The sequence below is a fragment of the Streptomyces sindenensis genome (assembly GCF_014649035.1).
In the GTDB taxonomy this organism is placed as follows: Bacteria; Actinomycetota; Actinomycetes; order Streptomycetales; family Streptomycetaceae; genus Streptomyces; species Streptomyces sindenensis.
This window is the reverse complement of record NZ_BMSG01000021.1, coordinates 15,846-38,728: the sequence shown is the minus strand read 5'-3', so window position 1 is coordinate 38,728 and position 22,883 is coordinate 15,846. Positions and strand designations below refer to the sequence as shown.

17 protein-coding genes are annotated in these 22,883 nt (G+C 72.4%); 4 read left to right on the top strand and 13 right to left on the bottom strand.

Features of this window, described 5'->3' with window-relative positions:
• Window positions 1-143: 143 nt before the first annotated feature.
• The gene (gene nrdR / locus IE145_RS21985) at window positions 144-656 is read right to left on the bottom strand and encodes a transcriptional regulator NrdR (RefSeq protein WP_189527171.1); all 513 of its coding nucleotides are present in this window, start codon (window positions 654-656) and stop codon (window positions 144-146) included.
• A 534-nt stretch (window positions 657-1,190) separates the two neighbouring features.
• On the opposite strand from nrdR, the gene lexA reads away from it, so the two are divergent.
• Complete coding sequence (gene lexA, locus IE145_RS21980) at window positions 1,191-1,988, top strand: transcriptional repressor LexA (protein ID WP_010072358.1); 798 nt, start codon at window positions 1,191-1,193, stop codon at window positions 1,986-1,988.
• A 137-nt stretch (window positions 1,989-2,125) separates the two neighbouring features.
• Here lexA and IE145_RS21975 read toward each other — a convergent pair whose 3' ends face one another.
• The 5 genes from IE145_RS21975 to IE145_RS21955 all read right to left on the bottom strand — a co-directional run bounded on the left by IE145_RS21975 (window position 2,126) and on the right by IE145_RS21955 (window position 10,284).
• Window positions 2,126-4,096, bottom strand: a complete 1,971-nt coding sequence (locus tag IE145_RS21975) for an ATP-dependent DNA helicase (RefSeq protein WP_006128058.1) — start codon at window positions 4,094-4,096, stop codon at window positions 2,126-2,128.
• A 38-nt stretch (window positions 4,097-4,134) separates the two neighbouring features.
• Window positions 4,135-6,102, bottom strand: a complete 1,968-nt coding sequence (locus IE145_RS21970) for an IucA/IucC family protein (RefSeq protein ID WP_189527170.1) — start codon at window positions 6,100-6,102, stop codon at window positions 4,135-4,137.
• 60 nt (window positions 6,103-6,162) lie between these two features.
• A complete protein-coding gene (locus tag IE145_RS21965; protein WP_189527169.1) occupies window positions 6,163-6,888 on the bottom strand; it encodes a GNAT family N-acetyltransferase in 726 nt (241 codons plus the stop codon).
• An 83-nt stretch (window positions 6,889-6,971) separates the two neighbouring features.
• Window positions 6,972-8,861, bottom strand: a complete 1,890-nt coding sequence (locus IE145_RS21960; protein ID WP_189527168.1) for an IucA/IucC family protein — start codon at window positions 8,859-8,861, stop codon at window positions 6,972-6,974.
• Window positions 8,862-8,889: 28 nt separating this feature from the next.
• Window positions 8,890-10,284 carry a diaminobutyrate--2-oxoglutarate transaminase family protein gene (locus tag IE145_RS21955; RefSeq protein ID WP_189527167.1) on the bottom strand — a complete coding sequence of 465 codons (1,395 nt, stop codon included), beginning with the start codon at window positions 10,282-10,284 and terminating at the stop codon, window positions 8,890-8,892.
• A gap of 357 nt (window positions 10,285-10,641) precedes the next feature.
• Here IE145_RS21955 and IE145_RS21950 point away from each other — a divergent pair, with 357 nt between their 5' ends.
• Window positions 10,642-11,808 (top strand): trypsin-like serine peptidase, encoded by a 1,167-nt coding sequence (locus tag IE145_RS21950; RefSeq protein WP_189527166.1) that lies wholly within the window; start codon window positions 10,642-10,644, stop codon window positions 11,806-11,808.
• A gap of 270 nt (window positions 11,809-12,078) precedes the next feature.
• Window positions 12,079-13,251, top strand: coding sequence for a trypsin-like serine peptidase (locus tag IE145_RS21945; protein WP_189527165.1), 1,173 nt, complete (start codon window positions 12,079-12,081; stop codon window positions 13,249-13,251).
• A 97-nt stretch (window positions 13,252-13,348) separates the two neighbouring features.
• On the opposite strand, the gene hflX is transcribed toward IE145_RS21945, so the two are convergent.
• The 6 genes from hflX to miaA all read right to left on the bottom strand — a co-directional run bounded on the left by hflX (window position 13,349) and on the right by miaA (window position 21,554).
• Window positions 13,349-14,869 (bottom strand): GTPase HflX, encoded by a 1,521-nt coding sequence (hflX, locus tag IE145_RS21940; RefSeq protein ID WP_189527164.1) that lies wholly within the window; start codon window positions 14,867-14,869, stop codon window positions 13,349-13,351.
• 131 nt (window positions 14,870-15,000) lie between these two features.
• Window positions 15,001-16,446 carry a M1 family metallopeptidase gene (locus tag IE145_RS21935; protein WP_189527163.1) on the bottom strand — a complete coding sequence of 482 codons (1,446 nt, stop codon included), beginning with the start codon at window positions 16,444-16,446 and terminating at the stop codon, window positions 15,001-15,003.
• A gap of 216 nt (window positions 16,447-16,662) precedes the next feature.
• Window positions 16,663-18,876 (bottom strand): RelA/SpoT family protein, encoded by a 2,214-nt coding sequence (locus IE145_RS21930; protein ID WP_189527162.1) that lies wholly within the window; start codon window positions 18,874-18,876, stop codon window positions 16,663-16,665.
• Window positions 18,877-19,088: 212 nt separating this feature from the next.
• Window positions 19,089-19,955, bottom strand: a complete 867-nt coding sequence (gene dapF / locus IE145_RS21925) for a diaminopimelate epimerase (RefSeq protein ID WP_189527161.1) — start codon at window positions 19,953-19,955, stop codon at window positions 19,089-19,091.
• Window positions 19,956-20,055: 100 nt separating this feature from the next.
• Complete coding sequence (locus IE145_RS21920) at window positions 20,056-20,508, bottom strand: hypothetical protein (RefSeq protein ID WP_069738673.1); 453 nt, start codon at window positions 20,506-20,508, stop codon at window positions 20,056-20,058.
• 107 nt (window positions 20,509-20,615) lie between these two features.
• Window positions 20,616-21,554, bottom strand: a complete 939-nt coding sequence (gene miaA, locus IE145_RS21915) for a tRNA (adenosine(37)-N6)-dimethylallyltransferase MiaA (protein WP_189527160.1) — start codon at window positions 21,552-21,554, stop codon at window positions 20,616-20,618.
• Between the two features lie 156 nt (window positions 21,555-21,710).
• Here miaA and IE145_RS21910 point away from each other — a divergent pair, with 156 nt between their 5' ends.
• On the top strand, window positions 21,711-22,016 hold the full coding sequence (locus IE145_RS21910) for an antitoxin (protein ID WP_069738675.1): 306 nt from the start codon (window positions 21,711-21,713) through the stop codon (window positions 22,014-22,016).
• Window positions 22,017-22,112: 96 nt separating this feature from the next.
• Here IE145_RS21910 and IE145_RS21905 read toward each other — a convergent pair whose 3' ends face one another.
• Window positions 22,113-22,853 (bottom strand): class III extradiol dioxygenase subunit B-like domain-containing protein, encoded by a 741-nt coding sequence (locus IE145_RS21905; protein WP_189527159.1) that lies wholly within the window; start codon window positions 22,851-22,853, stop codon window positions 22,113-22,115.
• Window positions 22,854-22,883 lie beyond the last annotated feature (30 nt).

The window sequence follows — 22,883 nt, the reverse complement described above, 5'->3', positions numbered from 1 at the left end:
AAACGCCCTGAAGTGCCCAGATCTTCCCAGGCACAGTGTGTGTCCGTTGCCCCGTGGGCCGCACTCGGCCACGGGAACAGGTCTTGATTCGCCCGGCCACCGGTCGGCGGAGGTGACTCCGGACCGTGACGGGCGCTTACCGCTCAGTCGGCGGCAATGGCGGGGGCGGGGACCTCGGGGGTCTCGCCGTTCCCGCAGTCCTCCGCGGAAGGCCGCTGCGCACGCAGTTCCACGATGGCGGCCTCGAAGCCTTCCAGGGAATCGAACGCCCGGTACACGGACGCGAAGCGCAGGTACGCGACGAGGTCGAGTTCCTGCAGGGGGCCGAGGATGGCCAGTCCCACGTCGTGGGTGGTCAGTTCGGCGCTGCCGGTGGCGCGCACCGCCTCCTCGACCCGCTGGCCGAGTTTGGCGAGGGCGTCCTCCGTGACGGGCCGCCCCTGGCATGCCTTGCGGACGCCGGAGATGACCTTGGTGCGGCTGAAGGGTTCGGTCACGCCGCTGCGCTTGACCACCATCAGCGAGCAGGTCTCCACCGTGGTGAAGCGGCGGGAGCAGTCGGGGCACTGGCGGCGGCGACGGATCGACGTCCCGTCGTCGGTGGTGCGACTGTCGACGACTCTGCTGTCGGGGTGCCGGCAGAAGGGGCAGTGCATGGCTCCCAACCCTCCTTCACGCGCACGACCGAATAGCCTCTTCAGGGCCTTGTCCGGGCCCCTGGAAGCAGTCTCCAGCATAGGCGATGACCACGGCACGGTTGAACCGAGACCACAACTTCTGGGTGACTGAGGCAATCCAACCACTAGATCTAGGGTTGGGTCGCGCTTTGGACCCCATCGCGTGTCGCGCGTCGGGCGTCACCGGAACGCCGCCGCGAGACCGCCGTGAGGCCGCCCGGGGAGCGTGGGCCAGAGAAGAGGGTACGGGAAACGCGGGGGCCGCCGAGCCGCCGGGGCTTCGGCGTCCGGGCCGGATGAAAGACTCCGCACACAGGTCCGGGTGACAGACTTGGCCGGGGCCCGCGGCAGGGCCGCCACGGAGGGCGAACGACCTTCACCGCGGCACCCATACACCCGTCGGCAGTACCACGGCACCCCTTTATTCGTTTTTCACTCGAACGTGTGTTTGGCGCAACCTTTCGAAAGCTACTACCGTTGTCCAGCTAGGGAGAACATTCGAGAGGGGCCGACGTGACCACCACCGCAGACAGCGCCACCATCACCGCCCGGGACCACCGCTCCCAGAGCCGACTTGAGCCGGTGCATGCCATGAATGACTCAGTCACGAACACGGACGGGCCCGAGCCCGCGCGCCCCGGACGTTCCATGCCCGGCAGGCCCCCCGGTATCCGGGCGGACAGCTCAGGGCTCACGGACCGGCAGCGGCGGGTCATCGAGGTCATCCGCGACTCCGTGCAGCGACGGGGTTACCCGCCCTCCATGCGGGAGATCGGTCAGGCGGTGGGCCTCTCCAGCACCTCGTCCGTGGCCCACCAGCTGATGGCCCTGGAGCGCAAGGGCTTCCTCCGCCGGGACCCGCACCGCCCCCGCGCGTACGAGGTGCGCGGATCGGACCAGCCCAGCACCCAGCCGACCGACACGACGGGCAAGCCCGCCGCGTCCTATGTGCCGCTGGTGGGCCGGATCGCCGCCGGTGGCCCGATCCTCGCCGAGGAGTCCGTCGAGGACGTCTTCCCGCTGCCCCGCCAGCTCGTCGGCGACGGTGAGCTGTTCGTCCTGAAGGTCGTCGGCGACTCGATGATCGAGGCCGCGATCTGTGACGGCGACTGGGTCACCGTCCGCCGCCAGCCCGTCGCGGAGAACGGGGACATCGTCGCCGCCATGCTCGACGGCGAGGCCACGGTCAAGCGCTTCCGCCGGGAGGACGGTCACGTATGGCTGCTGCCTCACAACGCCGCGTACCAGCCGATCCCCGGCGACGAGGCGACCATTCTGGGCAAGGTGGTGGCGGTGCTGCGCCGGGTCTGAGGAGACGGCGCGGCTGTCGGTCAGAGCTTGTTGGCCCCGGGACTCCCTAGGACGTCGATCGTGACGTCGGTCCCGGGGCTCTGCCTTCTCCCGGGACGGCGCAACCGACGGACGGCACAGCCCCCGGAAAGCCCCTTTTATGCCCCGTCCGCCTTGGCCTTCGCGTCGATGGCGGCCAGCGAGCGGCGCGCCTGGTTCCGGTCGGTGGTGTACCAGAAGTCCGGCAGCGAGGCGCGCAGATAGCTTCCGTACCGCGCGTTGGCAAGCCTCGGGTCCAACACGGCGACGACGCCCTTGTCGCCCGTCGCCCGGACCAGTCGGCCCGCGCCCTGGGCCATCAGCAGGGCGGCGTGCGTCGCCGCGACGGCCATGAAGCCGTTGCCGCCCGCCTCCTCGACCGCCTTCTGCCGGGCGCTCATCAGCGGATCGTCGGGCCGGGGGAACGGAATCCGGTCCATGACCACCAGCTGACAGCTCGGCCCCGGGACATCCACGCCCTGCCAGAGCGAGAGCGTGCCGAAGAGGCAGGTCTCGGGGTCGGCCGCGAAGTTCTTGATCAGCTCGCCGAGTGTCTCCTCGCCCTGGAGCAGGATCGGCTTGTCCAGGCGCCCCCGCAGTTCCTCGGCCGCCGCCTTGGCTCCCCGCATGGAGGAGAACAACCCCAGCGTACGGCCGCCGGCCGCCTCCACCAGCTCGGCGAGCTCGTCCAGCATGTCCGTACGCGATCCCTCGCGCCCCGGGGTGTTCAGATGCCGGGCGACATAGAGGATGCCCTGCTTCGGGTAGTCGAACGGGGAGCCGACGTCCAGCCCCTTCCACTGCGGGACGTCCTCGCCCGCCGTGCCCTCGGGGGCCAGCCCGAGGGACGCGCCCACGCCGTTGAAATCGCCGCCGAGCTTGAGGGTGGCCGAGGTCAGCACCACGGACCGCTCGGCGAACAGCTTCTCGCGCAGCAGCCCCGACACGGAGAGCGGGGCGACCCGGACGGAGGCGCCAAAGCGGTCGTGCTGCTCGTACCAGACGACGTCGTACTCCGAGCCCTGGGTGATGCGCTCCGCGACGCCGTGGATCGACTCCACCGAGGCCAGTGCCTGCTTGCGTACGGCGTTCTCGTCCTCGACCGACTTGTCCCGGGTGGCGCCGATCGCGGAGATCACCGTGCGCGCCGCGTCGCGCAGCGCCATCAGGGCGTATCCGAGGTCCTCGGGCACCTCTTCGAGGCGTCCGGGCAGCGCCAGCTCCATGACCCGCTCGAACCCCTCGGCCGCGGTCTGGAGGGCGTCGGCCGCCTTCTCGTTGACCAGCTTCGCCGCACGGCGGACGGCGCGGTTGACCTGGGCGGGGGTCAGCTCGCCGGTGGCGACGCCGGTGACCCGGGAGACCAGCTCGTGGGCCTCGTCGACGATCAGCACCTCGTGGGACGGCAGCACCGGCGCGCCCTCGATGGCGTCGATCGCGAGCAGTGCGTGGTTGGTGACGACGACATCCGCGAGCTTCGCCCGCTCGCGGGCCGCCTCGGCGAAGCACTCCGCGCCGTACGCGCACTTCGTGGCGCCGAGGCACTCCCGGGAGGAGACGGAGACCTGGCCCCAGGCCCGGTCGGAGACGCCGGGCGTGAGGTCGTCCCGGTCACCCGTCTCCGTCTCGTCCGACCAGTCCCGCAGCCGCAGCAGGTCCTGCCCCAGCTTGCTGGACGGGGCCGCCGCCTCGAACTGGTCGAAGAGCCCCTCCTCCTCGTCCTGCGGCACCCCTTCATGCAGCCGGTGCAGGCAGAGGTAGTTCGACCGGCCCTTGAGCATGGCGAACTGCGGTCGTCGGCGCAGCAGCGGATGCAGGGACTCGACCGTACGCGGAAGGTCCCGCTCCACGAGCTGGCGCTGGAGGGCGAGGGTGGCCGTGGCGACGACGACCCGCTCCCCGTGCGCCAGGGCGGGCACCAGATAGCCGAGCGACTTGCCCGTACCGGTGCCGGCCTGGACGAGCAGGTGGGATTGGTCGTCGACCGCCTCGGCGACGGCCTCGGCCATGGTGACCTGGCCGGGCCGTTCCGTGCCGCCGACGGCGGTGACGGCGGCGTGCAGGAGCTCGGGGAGGGATGGCTTCGTCATAGCCCGACCAGCCTACGGCGCACGACTGACAATGACGGTCACTCCCGGGCGGGGGCGGAGGGGTGCAACGGGTTGCGAACGGTGCCGTGGATCGCCGCGTGCGGGCGGCTGGCCCGGTCCCGATAGCCGTCGACATGCAGGCGGTTGCGGTTGAGGCAGAGGCGTTCGATCTCGGGGGTGAGCATGTCGAAGAGCTCGAACCGCTCCTTCAGCTCCGGGAAGCGGGCGTGGTGGCGCACGATCTCCGCCCGGACGAGTGACCAGAAGGTGTCCTCGGAGACGCCGAGCTGCTCCTCGCACAGGGGCGACAGATAGCGGAAGACGCCGACGAAGAGGCCGGAGTGGATGAACTGGGTGAGGAAGGACGGTTCCTCGGTGAGCAGGACGGCGCGCACCTCGTCGGGCATGGTGTCGTGTTCCGGCAGCGGGCGGGCGCTGACGTTGACGTCGTCGACGAAGTCCTTGATGGCGAGCCGTACGGGCACGTCGTTCTCGTCGAAGACGACGATGGCGTTCTCGCCGTGCGGGGAGAAGACGGTGCCGTAGCGGTAGAGGAAGTGCAGCAGAGGCGGCAGCAGGGCGGCGAAGAGCCGCTTCAGCCAGGTCTCCGGGGCGAGGCCGGAGCGCTCGACCAGCTCCGCGGTGAACGCGCGGCCCGTCGGGTCCGTATGGAGGAGGGAGGCGAGCGTGCGGGCGCGTTCGCCCGGGGCGAGGCGGGGCGGCAGGGGCTCCCGCCAGATCGTGCCGAGGAGTTCCTTGTACTGGTAGGGCGCTTCGGGGAGGTGGTCGTACAGCGGATGCTCGACGGCGACGGAGGCGACCTCGCCGAGGAGGATGACCCGGCAGGTGTCGCGCAGGAAGGGGTCGCCCTCGCACAGCCCTTGGACCCAGGCGGTGACGGCGGGGGCGGCGAGGGTCCGTTCGGTCGGCAGGCCACGCCAGACGAGGGTGTTGAGGATGGAGAGCGGGAGCTTCACCGTGTGGCGTTCGGGCCGGTCCACGTTGGCGAACGTGCGGATGGACTGCTGCGGGAGGCGGGCGTCGCCGTCGGTGTGCAGGGCCACGATGTCGCCGTCGGCGATGGCCGGGGCGAAGAGCGGCACGATCCACTCGTCCCACTGCCAGGGGTGCACGGGGAGGTAGAAGTAGTTCCGCGGCTCGTGTCCCCGGGCCCGCAGGACGTCCGCGAAGGCGTCCCGGATGTCCGGGTCGAGCTCTCCGGCGTACAGCTGGTCGGGGGTGGCGACGCGGCCGACGCCCCGGAACCGCGCGATGCGGGTGCTGACCGCGATCCACGGCAGCCGGAGCGGGCTGCGGGTCTCGGGGGTGAAGCGGGCGGCGTCGGAGGCGGAGAAGCCGAGCCTCCCCTTGTTCGCCACCAGCCAGGGGTGGCCGGTCTGGTGGCCTTCCAGCTCCGCGTAGTCCAGGGCGGCGAGCCGGTCCGCGGTGAGCGCGGTGTGGTCGAGCCGGGCGTCGGCGGACAGCGTCAGGGTCAGCTCGCGGATGAGGTGGCCCAGCGTCGTGCCGTCGAGCCCGAGGAGGTCGCGGGCCCGGGTGAGGAAGGTCAGCGGGTCGCGGAACGGGCGGGAGGCGGCGGCCGAGCCGTTGGACTGTACGTCCGCCTGGGCTGCGGGCGAGCTGTCGGCCCGGGCTGCGGGCGAGCCGTTGGACTGTACGTCGGCCGGGGCTGCCGGCGAGCTGTCGGCCCGGGCGGTGGTCGGGGGCTGCGCCGTGATCCCGATCGAATCGGGGTCGACGCGCCAGCTGCCGTAGACGCCGCGCCGGGCGGTGAAAGTGAGCGCTTCCCCGTCGTCGAGGGTCAGTCGGTGGAGTCCGCCGGTCCCGGGCTCCGGAACCGGCTCAATGATCTTCTCGTAGGCGAACTCGCCGAGCATCTTGGCGAGGAGCCTCGCCGCAGCCCGGTCCCAGATCTGTCGGTTCAGCTCCGGAGGACTGAACAGCTGCGGGGATTCGACTGCATCACGGCTCGTGGGAGATATCGGCACGGGGACTCCTCCGGAGGGAACCTATGAGGTTCGAGCGGTTTGGGCGGTGCGGAGAGCAAGTCACAGCTGGGCTCGGTACGTTCGGTCGCGGATCATCAGCGCGGCGCGTTTGTCGGGGAGATCCACTTCGGCGGAGAAGCGGAAGCCGGCGCTGAGGAACGCGGATACGGACGGTGTGTTGCGCAGGTCGGGTTCGGCGACGACCCGCGCGCAGCGGGGAAGGTTGTCCAGGACGAGGTCGGCGACGGCGCGGAGCAGCGTGGTGCCCACGCCCCGGCCGCGATTCTTCACGCCCCCGACGAGGAGGTGGACGCCGGTGTCGTGGGGGCGCGCGGGGTAGTGGCGGGCCAGGGGGTCGAGGTCGGCCCGGTAGATCTCCCAGTAGCTCATGGGGGTGCCGTCGAGCACGCCGAGACAGGGGACGCTGCGCCCGTCCCCTTCGAGCTGGGGCCGGATGTGGTCGGCGGTGACGGACTGGGGTCCGGCGAGCTCCCAGAAGGCGGCCACGGCGGGGTCGTTCATCCAGCGGCTGATGACGGGGAGGTCGCGCTCCAGCCGGACGGGGAGGAGGGCGAACTCCCCCGCCGCGGTCCGTGCGGGCTGCCAGGAGCCCGGGTCGCCCAGCAGGTCACCGGAGGCGGTGGCCCGCCCGGACCCGGCGCTCCGGTCCTCGGCGATCAGCGCGAGGAGCTCCTCGGTGAGCTTCAGGTCGAGGGTGTCCTCGGCTCCGGTGCTCCCGCCGTCGGGTGCGGTGCCGGGTTCCGCTGAGGCGTCGGCGGGAGGCACGGTGGCGCTCTCCTCTCTGGACCGGGTGCGGTCGGTGAGCTTCTCCGGTGCGGGTGCGGTCGGAGTCTGACGGGTGCGCCGGTTCAGTTGTGCAGCGGGTTGGCAATGGTGACGTAGACGGACTGGGTGTCGACCGGTCCGACCAGCTCGTCGAGGCCGTGCAGCCGGGTCAGCAGGTTGGCCTTGCAGCGCAGTTGGCGGTGCTCCAGGAGATACGCGGGCAGGGGCGAGCCCAGTTCCGCCGTCTGTTCGAGGAATTGGCGCAGGACGGTGAGGAGTTGCTGTTCATCGGCCAGGCGCTGGGCACCGAACGCCCCGATGAGTCCGAGGACGTTGTTGATGCCGAGGTAGTAGGCGAACCGCTCGTCGGTGACCGGGTCGGAGACGAAGGTGTCGCTGGCCGAGCCGATGCCGGGGAGCCGCCGGTCCAGCTCGTCGCGGCGGGATTCGCGGAAGTAGTACCCCTGGTTGTCCCGGTAGCGGCCGCCGACCGGCCAGCCGTCCGGGTCGAGGAGGACGAGGGTGTTCTGCTGGTGGGCTTCGAGGGCGATGCCACCGTGGGCGTCGAGCCAGAGGACGGGGCGCACGACGTGGTCCAGATAGCGCCGGAACCACTCGGCGGAGACGTCGGTGCCGGCGAGGCCGGTGCGGGCGCACAGGCCGGAGATGACCTCCGCGAGCCGTGAGTGCATGCCGGGGCGGCCGGGCCGGGGGCGCTGTGCGGTGAGTCCGGCGATGCAGGCGGCGTCGTCGCCCGGGCCGAAGGGGTTGTGGCGGAGCACCACGTCGAGCCCGGTGACGGGGGTGCCCTCGGGGTCGTCGACGGCGAGCCAGGCGGGGTCGCGGACGATGTCGAAGCCGGGGTGCCGGCGCTGCCAGTGCTCGGCGAGGCCGGTCGACAGGAGGCGGTGGACCTCGACGCCCCGGTGGAGCTCCTTGCGGAGGTTCTCCCGGCGGGAGTTGGTGATGCGTACGCCGAGGGAGAGCTTGAGCATGACCCGCGCGTCGGGGCGGTGCACGGTGCGGATGGAGGAGGTGGGGTGCCAGGGCTCGCCGTGCGGGCCGAGGTCGTGGAGGAGACCGGTCTCGGCGAGGGCGCGGACCTGGGGGCGGTGGAGCAGGTCGGCGGCCTGCCAGGGGTGGACGGGGACGGCGACGGTGCCGGGGGGCGTCTTCAGCCCTTCGGCGTGCGGGGCCAGCAGCTCCTCGGCGGTGGTCGGGCCGCCTTCGGTCCAGGCGGAGTCGGTGGCGGCCAGCGTCCGGTCGACGGCGAACCAGTGCAGCGGGAAGGAGCCGTGGAGCTCCGGTGAATAGCGGCGGGACTCCGATTCGGAGAGGCCCTCGCGGCTCTTGGGCGTGGGGTGGAGGGGGTGTCCTAGCAGCAGGGCCTGTTCGGCGGTGAGGAAGAGGTCCGCCTCGGCGGGGTCGGCCGGGCTGCGCCGCCGCTGTTCGATGAAGCCGGCGGTGTGGCGTACGGAGTCGGCGACCCGGGCGACCAGATCGCCCGCACCGCTCTCGCCGCCCTCGCGGCCGATGAGGACGGCGACGGTGGCGGCGTCGGCGGGCGGGGCGCCGTCGGGGGCGTTCTCCAGGGTGGGCGCGCCGAAGCGGTGGGCCCCGGTGGCGGACCAGTAGTGCACGGGGACGAGGAGGGCGGTGCCGCTGGTGGGGAAGGCGATGCGCAGGGTGTCGCCGGCGGGGCGGGGCAGGTCGTTCTCCCGGGTCCAGCAGCGCAGCAGGCTTTCGGTGCCCGCCGCGTCGGCGGCCCGCAGCGGGTCCGGGTCGTCGAGCGCGTCACAGCCCTGGCTCCGGGCCGCGAGGTCCGGCCCGGGCGCACAGGCCGCGGGGTCGTGCGGGGTTTTCTGGCGGGGCACGGTCGTCGCCTCGACCGTGCCGGGGGCGGCCGGTCCGTCCTGCCCTCGGTGCTGGGGGGTACCGGGGCCGTCGGCCTCGGACGCGGGGGTGGGGTTCACGGCGTTCTTCCTTGTGGGGATTTTGGGGTCAGGTGGTCGGCCCGGCGGTGGTCCGACGGCGCGGGGAGCTTGTCGCGGCTGCCAGCGCGTCGGCGAGACGGTCGACGACGGCAGTGGCCTGCTCGTCGGTGAGGGTGAGGGGCGGCAGAAGGCGGACCACGGCGCCGTGCCGGCCGCCGAGTTCGACGATGAGCCCGCGTCGCAGGCATTCCTGCTGGACGGCGAGGGCGAGGGCCGGGTCGGGCGGTGGGGCCGGGGCGGGGTCGCCGGCCTCGGCGGGCAGGGGCGCGCTCTCGGGATCCACCAGCTCCAGGCCGATCATCAGTCCACGCCCCCGTACGTCACCGATTCCCGGGTGATGCGCCCTCAGTTCCCTGAGCGAGGCGAGCATCCGGGCCCCCAGGGCCGCTGCGCGGTCCGCCAGTTGGTTCTCCCTGACGTACGCGAGCGTGGCCGCGCCCGCCGCCATGGCGAGCTGGTTGCCACGAAACGTACCCGCGTGCGCACCCGGCTGCCAAAGATCCAGCTCAGCGCGGTAGACGATCACGGCGAGGGGCAGGGAGCCGCCGATCGCCTTGGAGAGGACCATGACGTCGGGGACGATGCCGCTGTGCTCGACGGCCCAGAACGCCCCGGTCCTGCCGACCCCGGTCTGGACCTCGTCGGCGATGAGCGGAATGGACCGCTCCTCGGTGATCCGGCGCATGCGGCGCAGCCAGGCGTCGGGGGCGGGGTTGACGCCGCCCTCGCCCTGGACCGGTTCCACGATCATCCCCGCGGGGGCCGGCACCCCGCCCTTGCGGTCGTCCAGGAGGTGTTCGGTCCACCGAGCGGCGAGCGTGGCGCCGTGTTCGCCGCCGGTCCCGAACGGGCAGCGGTAGTCCTGCGGGAAGGGCAGCCGGGTGACCCGTACGTCGGTGGCGCCGCCGGAGGCTTCCAGGGCTCCGGCGGTCATGCCGTGGTAGGCGCCGGTGAAGGTCAGCAGGCCGGAGCGGCCGGTCGCGGCGCGGACCAGCTTGAACGCGGCCTCGACGGCGTCCGTTCCGGCGGGACCGCAGAACTGGATGCGGGCGGTGTCGGCGAACTGCCGGGGCAGGGTGGCGAACAGCTCGGTGGTGAAGGCGTCCTTGACCGGGGTGGCGAGGTCCAGCACGTGCAGGGGTGCGCCGGAGTCGATGACCTTGCGGATCGCTTCGAGCACGACCGGGTGGTTGTGGCCGAGCGCCAGGGTGCCCGCGCCCGACAGGCAGTCCAGATACCGGCGTCCGTCCGCGCCCTCGATGGTGAGCCCGCGGGCGCGCACCGGGACGATCGGCAGGGACCGGGCGTAGGTGCGGGCCGCCGATTCGCGCAAGGACTGGCGGCGGAGGATGCCCTCGTGCGCGGAGGGCGGCGCCACCGGTGCGGGTTCGGTCACGGACACGGCTCTTGATCCTCCTGCGGTAACAGTTGCGTTGCACGTCGGTACGATTTCGCGCGGACGCACCGAGGCCGTGAACGCTGTCCTGGTGTCCCCCGCACGTACCAACGACGCCGTCCGCGATGGATCACGGGTAAATCGGAACATCCTCGCGGCGACGGAACCGTGGACCTGCCGCGTACCGTCCCCATCGGCACCGGCATAGTGGGGGGGCCGCACAGCGGCGCGGAAGCACCTGCTCCGGCGCCCGACGTGTCCGCAATGCAGCACGAGTACCGAGTGACGAAGTCCCAGGGGGATCACGAGATGCGACCCATTCGCCCGACCGATACCGCACGCGGCGGGAGGCGCGCACGGCGCATGCCCTCCTCCGCGCTCGCCGCGACCGCCGTCGCCGCCGTGCTGGCGCTCACCGCCACCGCGTGCGGCCCGGAGGAGGACAACGCGGGCGGTACGCCCAGTGCCTCGGCCGGTCAGTCCGACGGCAAGGTCACCCTTCCGGACGACCTCAAGAACCGGCTCAAGGAGCACGGGATCGACCCCGACAAGTGGCGGGACGGGGAGTGGAAGAACTGGGACAAGGACAAGTGGCTGCGTGAGGCCAAGGACTTCGTCAACCCGATCATCGAGGACCTGTGGGACCCGGACCGGATGCGGGACGCCGACAAGCCCCCGGAGAACCCGGTCGACAACGACATCTCGGGCGACGACGGCGTGACGGACCCGACGCCGGCCCCGGTCCGGGCCGCCGGTGTCGCGACGCCGTACCACGACAACGCCCCGGAGTCCGGGAAGCTGCTCTTCGACGGCCCGAAGGGCTCGATGGTCTGTTCCGCGACCGTCGTGAAGGACCCGGCGAACCCCGGCAAGTCCAACATGGTGTGGACCGCCGGGCACTGCGTGCACGCGGGCAAGGAGGGCGGCTGGTACCGCAACATCGCCTTCGTCCCGGCGTACAACAACGACGGTCTGTCGCTGGCCCAGCTGGAGACCGCGCCCAAGGAGAAGATCGCTCCCTACGGTGTGTGGTGGGGTCAGTGGGCCCAGACCTCCGAGCAGTGGATCGAGCAGGGCGCCGCGACCGGCGGCCAGGGCGCGCCCTACGACTTCGCGGTGCTCCACGTGACGCCGGAGAAGGGCGCGGGCGGCAAGTCGCTGGAGGAGACGGTCGGTTCGGCGCTGCCGGTCGAGTTCAACGCTCCGGCCGTGCCGAAGATCGCCGGGATGACGGCCACGGGCTACCCGGCGGCGCCGCCGTACGACGGTCAGAAGCTGCTCCAGTGCAAGGACAAGCCGGGGCGGCTCTCGGTCTTCCGGGAGCAGCCCACGATGTACCGCATCGGCTGCACGATGACCGGTGGTTCCTCCGGCGGCGGCTGGGTCGCGGCGGGGCAGGACGGCAAGCCCGCCCTGGTCTCGAACACCTCGATCGGCCCGGTCACGGCGGGCTGGCTGGCCGGCCCGCGGCTCGGCAAGGAAGCCGAGGGCATCTACCGCGCGGTGAGTGAGAAGTACGCGGGCCGCTAGAGCCCGCAAGGGCCTGCGGGCCCACGGCCCCCGGCAGTCGTCTGCCGGGGGCCGTGTTCGATCGGCGGCCGTCCGCCTGGGCCGTGTTCGACCGGCGGCCCTCTGCCGGGAGGAGCCTCTGCAACCCGTGGCCCAGCTCCGGCGCCCCACATGACAAGCACATGACAGAATGCACGACCGCGACCGCGCATCACCGGGCATCACCGCGCTTCCGCGCCCGGCGGGGTCGCGCACCATCGCACGCATCAGCTGTTCAGGGGGATTTCTTCCATGCGATCGATACGTCCGCTGCTGGCCGCCACCGGCCTCGTCGCGGCGCTCACGCTGACGGCCACGGCCTGCGGCCCCGAGGAGGACTCCGCGGCCGCCAAGCCGTCGGCCACGAACGGGGCGGCCGACAAGGGCCCCGCCGCCGGCCTGCCCGGTGATCTGAGTGACGCCCTGGAGAAGCACGGGGTCGACCCGGAGAAGTGGAAGGACGGGGGGTGGAAGAACTGGGACAAGGACGGCTGGCTCCGCAAGGCCGAGGACTTCGTCAACCCGGTCATCGACGGGCTCTGGAAGCCGGACCGGATGGCCACCGCCGAGGAGCCCGCCAAGACGATGACGGCCGGTGACCTCTCCGCCGGCCAGAACGTCAGCGACCCGGAGCCCGCCCCGGTGCAGGCCAAGCCGGAGAAGCTGCCCTACCACCGGCACGCCGCCCCGGTCGGCAAGGTCTTCTTCGACTCCCCCAAGGGCTCCATGGTGTGCTCCGGCACGGTCGTGAAGGACCCGAAGAACCCCGGGAAGTCCAACCTCGTGTGGACCGCCGGGCACTGCGTGCACGCGGGCGCGGGCGGCGGCTGGTACCGCAACATCATCTTCGTGCCCTCGTACAACGACCAGGGCAAGAACGCGGCGCAGCTGCGGACCGCGCAGCCGCAGGAGGTCGCCCCGTACGGCTCCTACTGGGCGGACTGGGCCGCGGCCTCCGGCGAGTGGATCTCGGGCGGCGGTCCGACGGGCGGCGCCGGCGCGCCGTACGACTACGCGGTCCTGCACGTGAAGCCCCAGAACGGGACGAAGTCGCTGGAGGAGACGGTGGGCAACGCGCTGCCGGTCTCCTTCGACGCACCGGAGATCCAGCAGATCAGCGGGATGGGCGCCTGGGGCTACCCGGCGGGTCCGCCGTACGACGGTCTGCTGATGCACCAGTGCGTCGACCGTCCCGGGCGGCTCTCGATCGCCCCGGGGACCCCGACCATGTACCGGATCGGGTGCACCATGACCGGCGGCTCCTCCGGTGGCGGCTGGTTCGTCGCCGGACCGGACGGGAAGTCGATGCTGGTCTCCAACACGTCGATCGGCCCGGTCACCGCGGGCTGGCTGGCCGGGCCCCGGCTCGGCGAGGACGCCCGGCGCACCTTCGCGACGATGAGCGACAAGTTCGCCGGTCAGTAGGCACGGACGCCGGCCGTACGCCGAAGGCCCGGCCCGGACTCTCCAGCGAGTCCGGGCCGGGCCTTCGGCTGTCGTACGGTCTGCGGTCCCGCGGCCGTCAGTGCGCGGCGAGGGCGAAGGTCTCCAGCTCGGCGGCCAGCTCCTCGTGGACCTGGGCCTTGAGCAGGGTGCCCTCGGCGGTGTGCTCCTCGGAGAGCACCTCACCCTCGGCGTGCACCCGGGAGACCAGAGCCCCCTGGATGTACGGCACGAGCACCTCGACCTCGACGGACGGCCGGGGCAGCTCGGCGTCGATGAGCGCGAGCAGCTCCTCGATGCCCTCGCCCGTGCGGGCCGAGACCGTGATCGCGTACTTCTCGTTGCGCAGGAGGCGCTGGAGGACCAGGGGGTCCGCCGCGTCCGCCTTGTTGATGACGACGATCTCTCGTACGTTCACCGCGCCGACGTCCCGGATCACTTCGCGAACCGCGGCGAGCTGCTCCTCCGGCACCGGGTGGGAGCCGTCCACCACGTGGAGGATGAGATCGGACTCGCCGACCTCTTCCATCGTGGAGCGGAACGCCTCGACGAGGTGGTGCGGCAGGTGCCGGACGAAGCCGACGGTGTCGGCCAGGGTGTAGATCCGGCCGCTCGGCGTCTCGGCCCGGCGGACGGTCGGGTCCAGGGTGGCGAACAGGGCGTTCTCCACGAGGACACCGGCCCCGGTCAGCCGGTTGAGCAGGGACGACTTGCCCGCGTTGGTGTATCCGGCGATGGCGACGGAGGGCACCTTGTTGCGCTTGCGCTCCTGCCGCTTGATCTCGCGGCCGGTCTTCATCTCCGCGATCTCCCGGCGCATCTTCGCCATCTTCTCGCGGATCCGTCGCCGGTCCGTCTCGATCTTGGTCTCACCGGGACCACGGGTGGCCATACCGCCACCACCGCTGGAACCGCCGCCGCCCATCTGCCGGGAGAGCGACTGGCCCCAGCCGCGCAGCCTCGGCAGCATGTACTGCATCTGCGCCAGCGAGACCTGCGCCTTGCCCTCGCGGGACTTGGCGTGCTGGGCGAAGATGTCGAGGATCAGGGCGGTCCGGTCGACCACCTTGACCTTGACGACGTCTTCCAGGTGGATCAGCTGGCCGGGGCTCAGCTCACCGTCGCAGACGACGGTGTCGGCACCGGATTCGAGCACGATGTCGCGCAGCTCCAGCGCCTTGCCCGAACCGATGTACGTCGCCGGGTCGGGCTTGTCCCGCCGCTGGTACACCGCGTCCAGCACCTGGGCGCCCGCCGTCTCGGCGAGGGCGGCGAGCTCCGCGAGGGAAATCTCCGCGTCGTGCACCGTCCCCGAGGTCCAGACGCCCACCAGCACCACGCGCTCCAGGCGCAGCTGGCGGTACTCGACCTCGGTGACGTCCTCGAGCTCCGTGGAGAGACCGGCCACGCGCCGCAGGGCGGCACGCTCGGAACGGTCGAGCTGGTCGCCGTCCCGGGCTCCGTCGATCTCGTGGCTCCAGGCGACGTCCTCTTCCATCAGGGCGTCGGCCCGGCGGGCCTCGGTGAGGCTCTCGGTGGTGTCCTCCGTGGCGCTCTGCGCGTCCTGCGCGTCCTGGGGAAGGGAAGAAGAGGAGGTCATTGGATCCTTACGTCGATAGAAGTCTGTACGTCAGTCACAACGTGTGATCTCCCCGGATGATTCCCTTCGAGGAACTCCGGTGCGGTCCGCCGCGCCGACGCGTCGATAGTGGCACGGCCCCGCTGGGCCCGTCACGCGGGTTTCGCGCTGCGCCAGTCCGGGTGGCCGGGCATCGGCGGAGTCTTCTTCCCGTACAGCCAGCCGTCGAAGAAAGCGGTCAGATCACGGCCGGCGACACCGGCCGCCAGCCGGGTGAAGTCCGCGGTGGTCGCCGTGGAGTCCCGGTGCGCCCGGACCCAGGTGCGCTCCAGCCGGTCGAAGGCCCTCTCGCCGATCTCCTGGCGCAGGGCGTAGAGGACCAGCGCGCTGCCGTCGTACATGACCGGGCGGAACAGGCTGAGCTTCTGCCCGGGGGCCGGGCCGTCCGGGTGCGCCGGAGGACCGCCGTCCGCGCGCCAGCCGTCGGACAGCTTGTACGCCTCACGCATCCGGCGTTCCAGGGTCGGGCCGCCCTTCTCCTCGGCGTACCGGGCCTCGTACCAGCTGGCGTGTCCCTCGTTGAGCCACAGGTCGGACCAGCTCGCGGGCGTGACGCTGTTGCCGAACCACTGGTGGGCCAGCTCGTGGACCATCACCGAGTCGACGTACCACTCCGGGTAGGCGGGCTCGGTGAAGAAGGACTTCCCGAACAGCGACAGCGTCTGGGTCTCCAGGGCGAACCCGATGGGGCTGTCGGCGACGAGCACCCCGTACGTCTCGAAGGGGTAGCGGCCGACCCGCCGCTCCATCCACTCCAGCTGGGCCGGGGTCTTCTCCAGCCAGGGCTCCAGCTTCTTCCGGTCGGCGGCCGGGACGACGTCGCGCACCGGCAGTCCGTGCGGTCCTGTGCGATGCGCGACGGCGGAGCAGCCGATGGAGACCTGGGCCAGTTCGGTGGCCATGGGGTGCTCGGTGCGGTACGTCCAGGTGGTCGAGGAACCGTGCCGGGTCTTCGCCACGGGCAGCCCGGCCGCGACCGCCGTCAGCCGGTGCGGGGCGGTGATCCGGAAGGTGAAGTACGCCTTGTCCGAGGGGTGGTCGTTGCCCGGGAAGACGCGGTGGGCGGCGTCGGCCTGGTTGGCCATGGCGAGCCCGTCGGCGGTCCGCACCCAGCCGCCGTCGTCCCCGGATCCGCTCGGGTCGCTGGTGTGCCGGACGGTGATGTTCAGCGGTACGCCCGCGGGGAGGCGGCGGGGGGCCTGGAGGACGAGGTCCTCTCGCTTGCTGCCGAAGTCCACGCTCTGCCCGTTGACCTCCACGCCCCGCACGGTCCCCCGGGCGAAGTCGAGGTTGATCCGGTCGAGCGGGGCGGTGGTACGGGCCCTGATCCTGGTGACGGCGTCCAGGGGTTCGGTGTTGCTGCCGTGGTACGTGAGGGCGATGTCGTACGCGAGGACGTCGTAGCCGGGGTTGCCCAGCTCGGGGAAGAGCCGGTCGCCGATGCCCAGGGGCTCGGGGGCGGGCAGGGCGGCGGCGACGAGGGCGGCCGAGGCGGTCGCCAGCAGGGCGGGGCGCAGGCGGCGGGTCAGGAGCGGCATGGACTACGGCTATCAGCGCGGGGCCGCCCGGCCGGGGAGCCGCGCGCCGCACCACCCGAACGAGGACAGGAGGTGCGCGACGGCTCGGCCCGTCGCGGCTGGGCGCGTTGGGGGCGGGCCGGCCGGTGGGGCGGCCGTTGCTGGTGCCGCTCGGCCTGCCGGGGCCGGACGCGTTCGGTGCGGGCGGCCGACGGAACGGCCGGCCCTGGTGGGTGCTCAGCCCGTCGGGGCCGGGTGCTGGGCGCGGCTGACGTCGTAGACCCCGGCGACGTCGCGCATGGCACGCATCAGGCCGGGAAGACCGGCCGCGTCGGGGAGCCGAAGGGTGTAGGTGTGGCGGACCCGCTGCTCGCTGGGCGGTTCCACGGTGGCGGAGACGATCGCCGCGTCTGCGGTGGCGATGGCCTCGGTGAGGTCGGCGAGGAGGCGGGGGCGGCCGAACGATTCGGCGACCAGGGTGACCCGGCAGCCCGTGTCGGACTCCCGGCCCTCCCCGTCCGCCCAGTGGGCCCTGACCGGGGCCCGGCCGATCTCCTGCATCGCGGCGACGGCGGGGCACTCCCGGCGGTGCACGGTGACCGCGCCGCCCCGGACGACGAAGCCGGTCAGCTCGTCGGGGGGCACCGGCGTACAGCACCCGGCCAGGCGCACCGGCGCGTCCGGACCCTCGACGACGACGCCCGCGGCGCGCGGCCCGGACCGGCTGCGGGCCGGGGCTGCGCCCCCCGGAGCGTCGCGATCCGAAGAAGCCGGGGAAGCCGGGGAGGCCGGGGAAGCCGAGGAGCCCGCTGCGGCGGCGGCCTCGCCCGGAGCGCCGGAAGAGGTCGCCCCGGCGGTCTCCGGGTCGGGCTTCGCCTCGTCCGGGTGGTCGCTGAACCAGCCGGTGATCGCGATCCGGGCGGCGGGGGTGCGCGCGTGGTCGAGCCAGTCGGGCGATGGGCCGGAGGCGGTGTCCTGGGCGAGCAGCGGCTGCACGGTGTCGCCGTCGCTGAGGACGGTGCTCAGGGTGGCGAGGCGGCCGTTGACCCGGGCCCCGATGGCGGTGTGGGCCCGGTCGCCGTACTGCGCGTAGGCGGCGTCGACGCAGCTGGCCCCGGCGGGCAGCCCGAGGGTGCCGCCGTCGGTGCGGAAGACGGTGATCTCGCGGTCCTGGGCGAGGTCGTCGCGCAGGGTGGTCCAGAAGGTGTCGGGGTCGGTGGCGGACTCCTGCCAGTCCAGCAGCCGGGAGAGCCAGCCGGGCCGGGTCGGGTCGGCGCGCTCGTCGGACGGCTCGGTCTGCGGGGCGGCGGCGGGGTCCTGGGCGTACGGGTTGCCAAGCGCGACGACGCCCGCCTCGGCGACCTTGTGCATCCGGTGGGTACGGATGAGGACTTCGGCGACGGCCCCCTCGGGACCGACGACGGCGGTGTGCAGCGACTGGTAGAGGTTGAACTTGGGGGCGGCGATGAAGTCCTTGAACTCGGAGATCACCGGGGTGAAGCAGGTGTGCAGTTCACCGAGGACGGCATAGCAGTCGGCGTCCTCGCCGACCAGGACGAGCAGTCGGCCGAAGTCGGTGCCGCGCAGTTCGCCGCGTTTCCCGCGGACCCGGTGCACGGAGACGAAGTGGCGCGGCCTGATGAGGACTTCGGCGCTGATGCCCGCGTCGCGCAGGGTGTGCGTCACGTTGTCGGCGATGGTTTCGAGTGGGTCGTCCGGGCCCTTGGCGGCGGCGATCAGGGCGCGGGTCTCCTCGTACTCCTCGGGGTGCAGGATCGCGAAGACCAGGTCCTCCAGCTCGGTCTTGAGCGCCTGTACGCCGAGCCGTTCGGCGAGCGGGATGAGGACGTCCCGGGTGACCTTGGCGATCCGGGCCTGCTTCTCGGGGCGCATCACCCCGAGGGTGCGCATGTTGTGCAGCCGGTCCGCGAGCTTGATGGACATCACCCGGACGTCGTTGCCGGTGGCGACGAGCATCTTGCGGAAGGTCTCCGGTTCCGCGGCGGCGCCGTAGTCGACCTTCTCCAGCTTGGTGACCCCGTCGACGAGATAGCAGACCTCGTCGCCGAACTCCTCCTTGACCTGATCGAGCGTCACCTCCGTGTCCTCGACGGTGTCGTGGAGCAGGGAGGCGGTGAGGGTGGTGGTCTCCGCGCCCAGCTCGGCGAGGATCAGCGTCACGGCCAGCGGATGTGTGATGTACGGCTCGCCGCTCTTGCGCATCTGGCCGCGGTGCGAGGACTCCGCGAGGACGTAGGCGCGGCGCAGGATGGTCAGGTCGGCGTCGGGGTGGTGGGCGCGGTGCGCCTCGGCGACATGGCTGATGGCGTCGGGCAGCCGGTCGCGGGAGACCGGGCCGCGCAGTGCCACCCGGCCCAGTCTGCGCAGATCGATCCGGGGGCGGCTCCGCCTGCGAAGGGGGGCGCCCGGATCGGCGGCCTCTGCACTCATGGGCACCTCCGGCGACTCGACCGGCGGGGCGAGGGCTGGATGCGCCTCGGGGCCGGTGCTTGATGCTATCGAGCCCACCACGTGGCGCAGTCCAGCTCTCGCCCAGCGTGAAACGGATCACCCATTCGAGCGAAGCCCGGACCGATCACCGTTTCGAGCGAGCTCCGCTTCAGAGGGCGGCGAGCCGCTGCACGGAAAGCGTCAAGCCATGCTCAGGCGGTTTCGAGCCAGGCCGGGTCGATGACGCCTTCGGCGACGATCACGGCGGGGCCGGTCATCTCGACCGCGCCGTCGGGGTGCTCGGTGATGACGAGGGTGCCGCCCGGGAGATCCACCCGGTACGTGACGGGGAGCCCGGTCACGACGGGGTCGGCGCCGTCCCGGCGGGCGGCGGCGACGGCGACCGCGCAGGCACCGGTGCCGCAGGAGCGGGTCTCGCCGGAGCCGCGCTCGTGGACGCGCATGCCGACGTGGCGCGGGCCCCGGTCGACGACGAACTCGACGTTGACGCCTTCCGGGTAGACCGCCTCGGGGGTGAAGGGCGGGGCGGTGAACAGATCGCCCGCGTGGTCCAGGTCGTCGACGAACGCGACGGCGTGGGGATTGCCCATGTTGACGTTGCGGGCGGGCCAGCTACGGCCGTCCACGCTGACCGTGACACTCGCCTCGGGCAGCAGGGCCTGTCCCATGGAGACGGTGATGTCGCCGTTCTTGGCGAGGTGCACGCGCTTGGCGCCGCCGCGGGTGGCGACGGTCAGGTCGCCCTCCTCGACGAGGCCGGCACGCTGGAGATAGTGCGCGAAGACCCGCACGCCGTTGCCGCACATCTCGGCGATCGAGCCGTCCGCGTTGCGGTAGTCCATGAACCATTCGGCCTCGTCCGCCATGGACCGCGCCTCGGGGTGCGCGGCGGACCGCACGACGTGCAGCAGTCCGTCGCCGCCGATCCCGGCCCGGCGGTCGCAGAGCCGGGCGACGAGGGCGGCGGGCAGCGTGAGGGCGTTGTCCGGGTCCGGGACGATCACGAAGTCGTTCTCGGTGCCGTGACCCTTGAGGAAGGCGATCTGCGAGGTGCTCACACGCCCACTGTACGAGGCGGCACCGACAACCGGCTCCGGAGGACCCCGGCGTCCGGGGGAGCCCCCGCGCGAGAGGGCTCGTCGCGCGGGTCCGCGACCGTCAGCGCAGCCGGGCGACGCGCCAGACGGCGAGGGCGACCAGGGCGAGGCCGGTCACGGCGTACAGCGCGATCACCCGCCAGTCCGGGCGGTCGCCCGAGCCCCGGGAGGGCAGTCCGGGCCAGGTGTGACCCACGCGGCGGGCCGCCATCATGCCCCAGCCGGCCGCGCAGCAGCTGATCAGGAGTCCCAGCATGGCGACGATCGCGCCGCCGTCGCCGAACTCGAAGGCGAGCGGGAAGGCGAACATCAGCGAGCCGACCGCGGCCAGCATGACGATGGGGGCGAGCTGCCAGATCCGCAGCTTGCGGGTGGGGCGCAGCTCCACCTCGACCTCGGGGGCCACGTCCTGCTCGTCGGGCCCGTCGGGGCTCAGCCGTCCCGCGGTCTCCCGCGGCGACGGCACCTCGTGCTCTGTGTCGCGCTGCTCCGTGTCGCGAGGGCCGGCCTCCATCGCCACGCGCCCTCCCAACTCGGACTCCACTGGTGGATCGATGCTCGATGATGGCACGGTCAGGGGCGCCGCATTGACGGGCGGAGCTTCCCGATGCCATCACGTGATCAGGCTGTGACCGCCCGTTCGACCAACGTCAGTGCCCGGTGCGGGAGTTCCCCCCGGTCATGGTCCCCGCCGCCGAGCCACACGACACGCGGGTCGCGGCGGAACCACGAATCCTGGCGGCGCGCGAAGCGCTTGGTGGCGCGCACGGTCTCGGCCCGCGCCTCGTCCTCGGTGCACTCCCCCGCGAGCGCCGCGAGGATCTGCTGGTAGCCGAGGGCCCGTGAGGCGGTGAGTCCCTCGCGCAGCCCGGACGCCTCCAGGGCGCGCACCTCGTCCATGAGCCCCGCCTCCCACATCCGGTCGACGCGCAGGGCGATGCGCTCGTCCAGTTCCGGGCGGTCCACGTCGACGCCGATCTGGACGGCGTCGTAGACCGGCTCGTCGCCGGGGAGGTTGGCGGTGAAGGGCTTGCCGGTGATCTCGATGACTTCGAGGGCGCGGACGATGCGGCGGCCGTTGCTCGCCAGGATGGACCGGGCGGCTTCCGGGTCGGCGGCGGCGAGGCGTGCGTGCAGGGCGCCGGAGCCGTCCTCGGCCAGCTCCGCCTCCAGGCGGGCGCGCACCTCGGGGTCCGTACCGGGGAACTCCAGGGCGTCGATGGCGCCCTTCACGTACAGGCCGGAGCCGCCGACCAGGACGGGGGTGCGCCCCTCGGCGAGCAGCCGGTCGATCTCCAGGCGGGCCAGGCGCTGGTACTCGGCGACGCTGGCGGTCTCGGTGACGTCCCAGATGTCCAGCAGATGGTGCGGTACGCCGTCGCGCTCGGGGAGCGTCAGCTTCGCCGTGCCGATGTCCATCCCCCGGTACAGCTGCATGGAGTCGGCGTTGATCACCTCGCCGCCGAGCCGCTGGGCGAGAAAGACCCCCAGATCCGATTTTCCGGCCGCTGTGGGGCCTACGACGGTAATGACGCGGGGGGCGGGGTGGGGAGGGGTCACCCGGACAGTCTCCCAAAAAGTCCGGGCCCTCCCGAACACACGCCGGGTGGCGCCATCGGAGGCGTAAAAACGGCAGGAACGGACAGGTGACGGACAATGGGGACGGGAGAACACTCCCGCCACGACAGACCTCCACACTGCACGGAAGGTGACCCAATGGGGTTCCTGGACAACCTGAAGGCGAAGCTGGGTCCGGCCAAGGAGAAGGTCGGCGACCTCGCGCAGCAGCACGGGGGCAAGATCGAGCAGGGTCTCGACAAGGCCGCGCGCACGGTCGACCAGAAGACCAAGGGCAAGTACAGCGACAAGATCGACTCGGGTACGCGCAAGGCCAAGGAGGCCGTGGACAAGCTGGGCCAGAAGGACGGCGGCACGCCCGGAACCCCCGGCGCTCCGGGTACGCCCGGAAGCACCCCCGGCGGCCCCGGCAACACGCCTCCTCCGCCGCCGCCCGCGTCCTGACGCAACCGTCGTCCCGCCCCGGCGGCGGGTCCGGAGCCGAGCGCTCCGGGCCCGCCGCCGGTCTGTTCGGCACCGGCCCGGCCGGATCCGGTTCCTTCAGGACCAGGCTGCGACGGTGTAGCCGACGCCGTACGGTGCGTCCTCGTACAGCAGCCGTCCCGCGAGCCCGGCGTCCCGCGCGGCGCCGCCGAGCAGCTGCCAGGGGGCCCGTCCGGCCACCTTGAGCTCGTGGGCCAGTGCGGCGTCGAGCGCGGCGATGGCGTCGAGGTCCGCGGATCCGAGCGCCTCGGTGGCCCGGGCGTCGAAGGCGACGGCCCGGTCGTCGAGGTAGCCGGGCGCCTTGAGGGTGCGGCAGGCGCTGCCGTCGCCCATCACCAGGAGTGCGACCCGCTCGGCGCGTCCGGCGACGGCACGGCCGGCCTCCGCGCAGTCCCCGGGGGCCGCGGTCGGCAGGAGGGCGAGCCCTTCGACGGGAGCGCCGGTCCAGCGGGCCCGGCCCAGCAGCCAGGCGCCCACCGCGAGGGACAGGGGCAGCGGACGGCCCGCTGTCGTGGCGCCGTCGGGCGCGTGGCCGAGCGTCACGTCGAGGTCCACGCCGACGCCCCGGAAGGAGCCGTGCGCGCCGGGCGGGTAGGGCCCGACGGTCGGGTGCTCGCCCGATCCGGACGGCTCGTCTCCGGGTCCCACGACGACGAGCAGGTCCGGGCGCGCGGCGGCGAGCACGCCGACGGCGTCGAGGCTCGCGTCACGCGCGGCGTCGAGTTCGGGGGCGGCCCCGGCGGCGACCTCGGGCACCAGGAGCGGCGGACAGGGGCAGACGGCGGCGGCGACAAGCATGCCGGTCAGCGTACTTGCCGACGGTCGCGA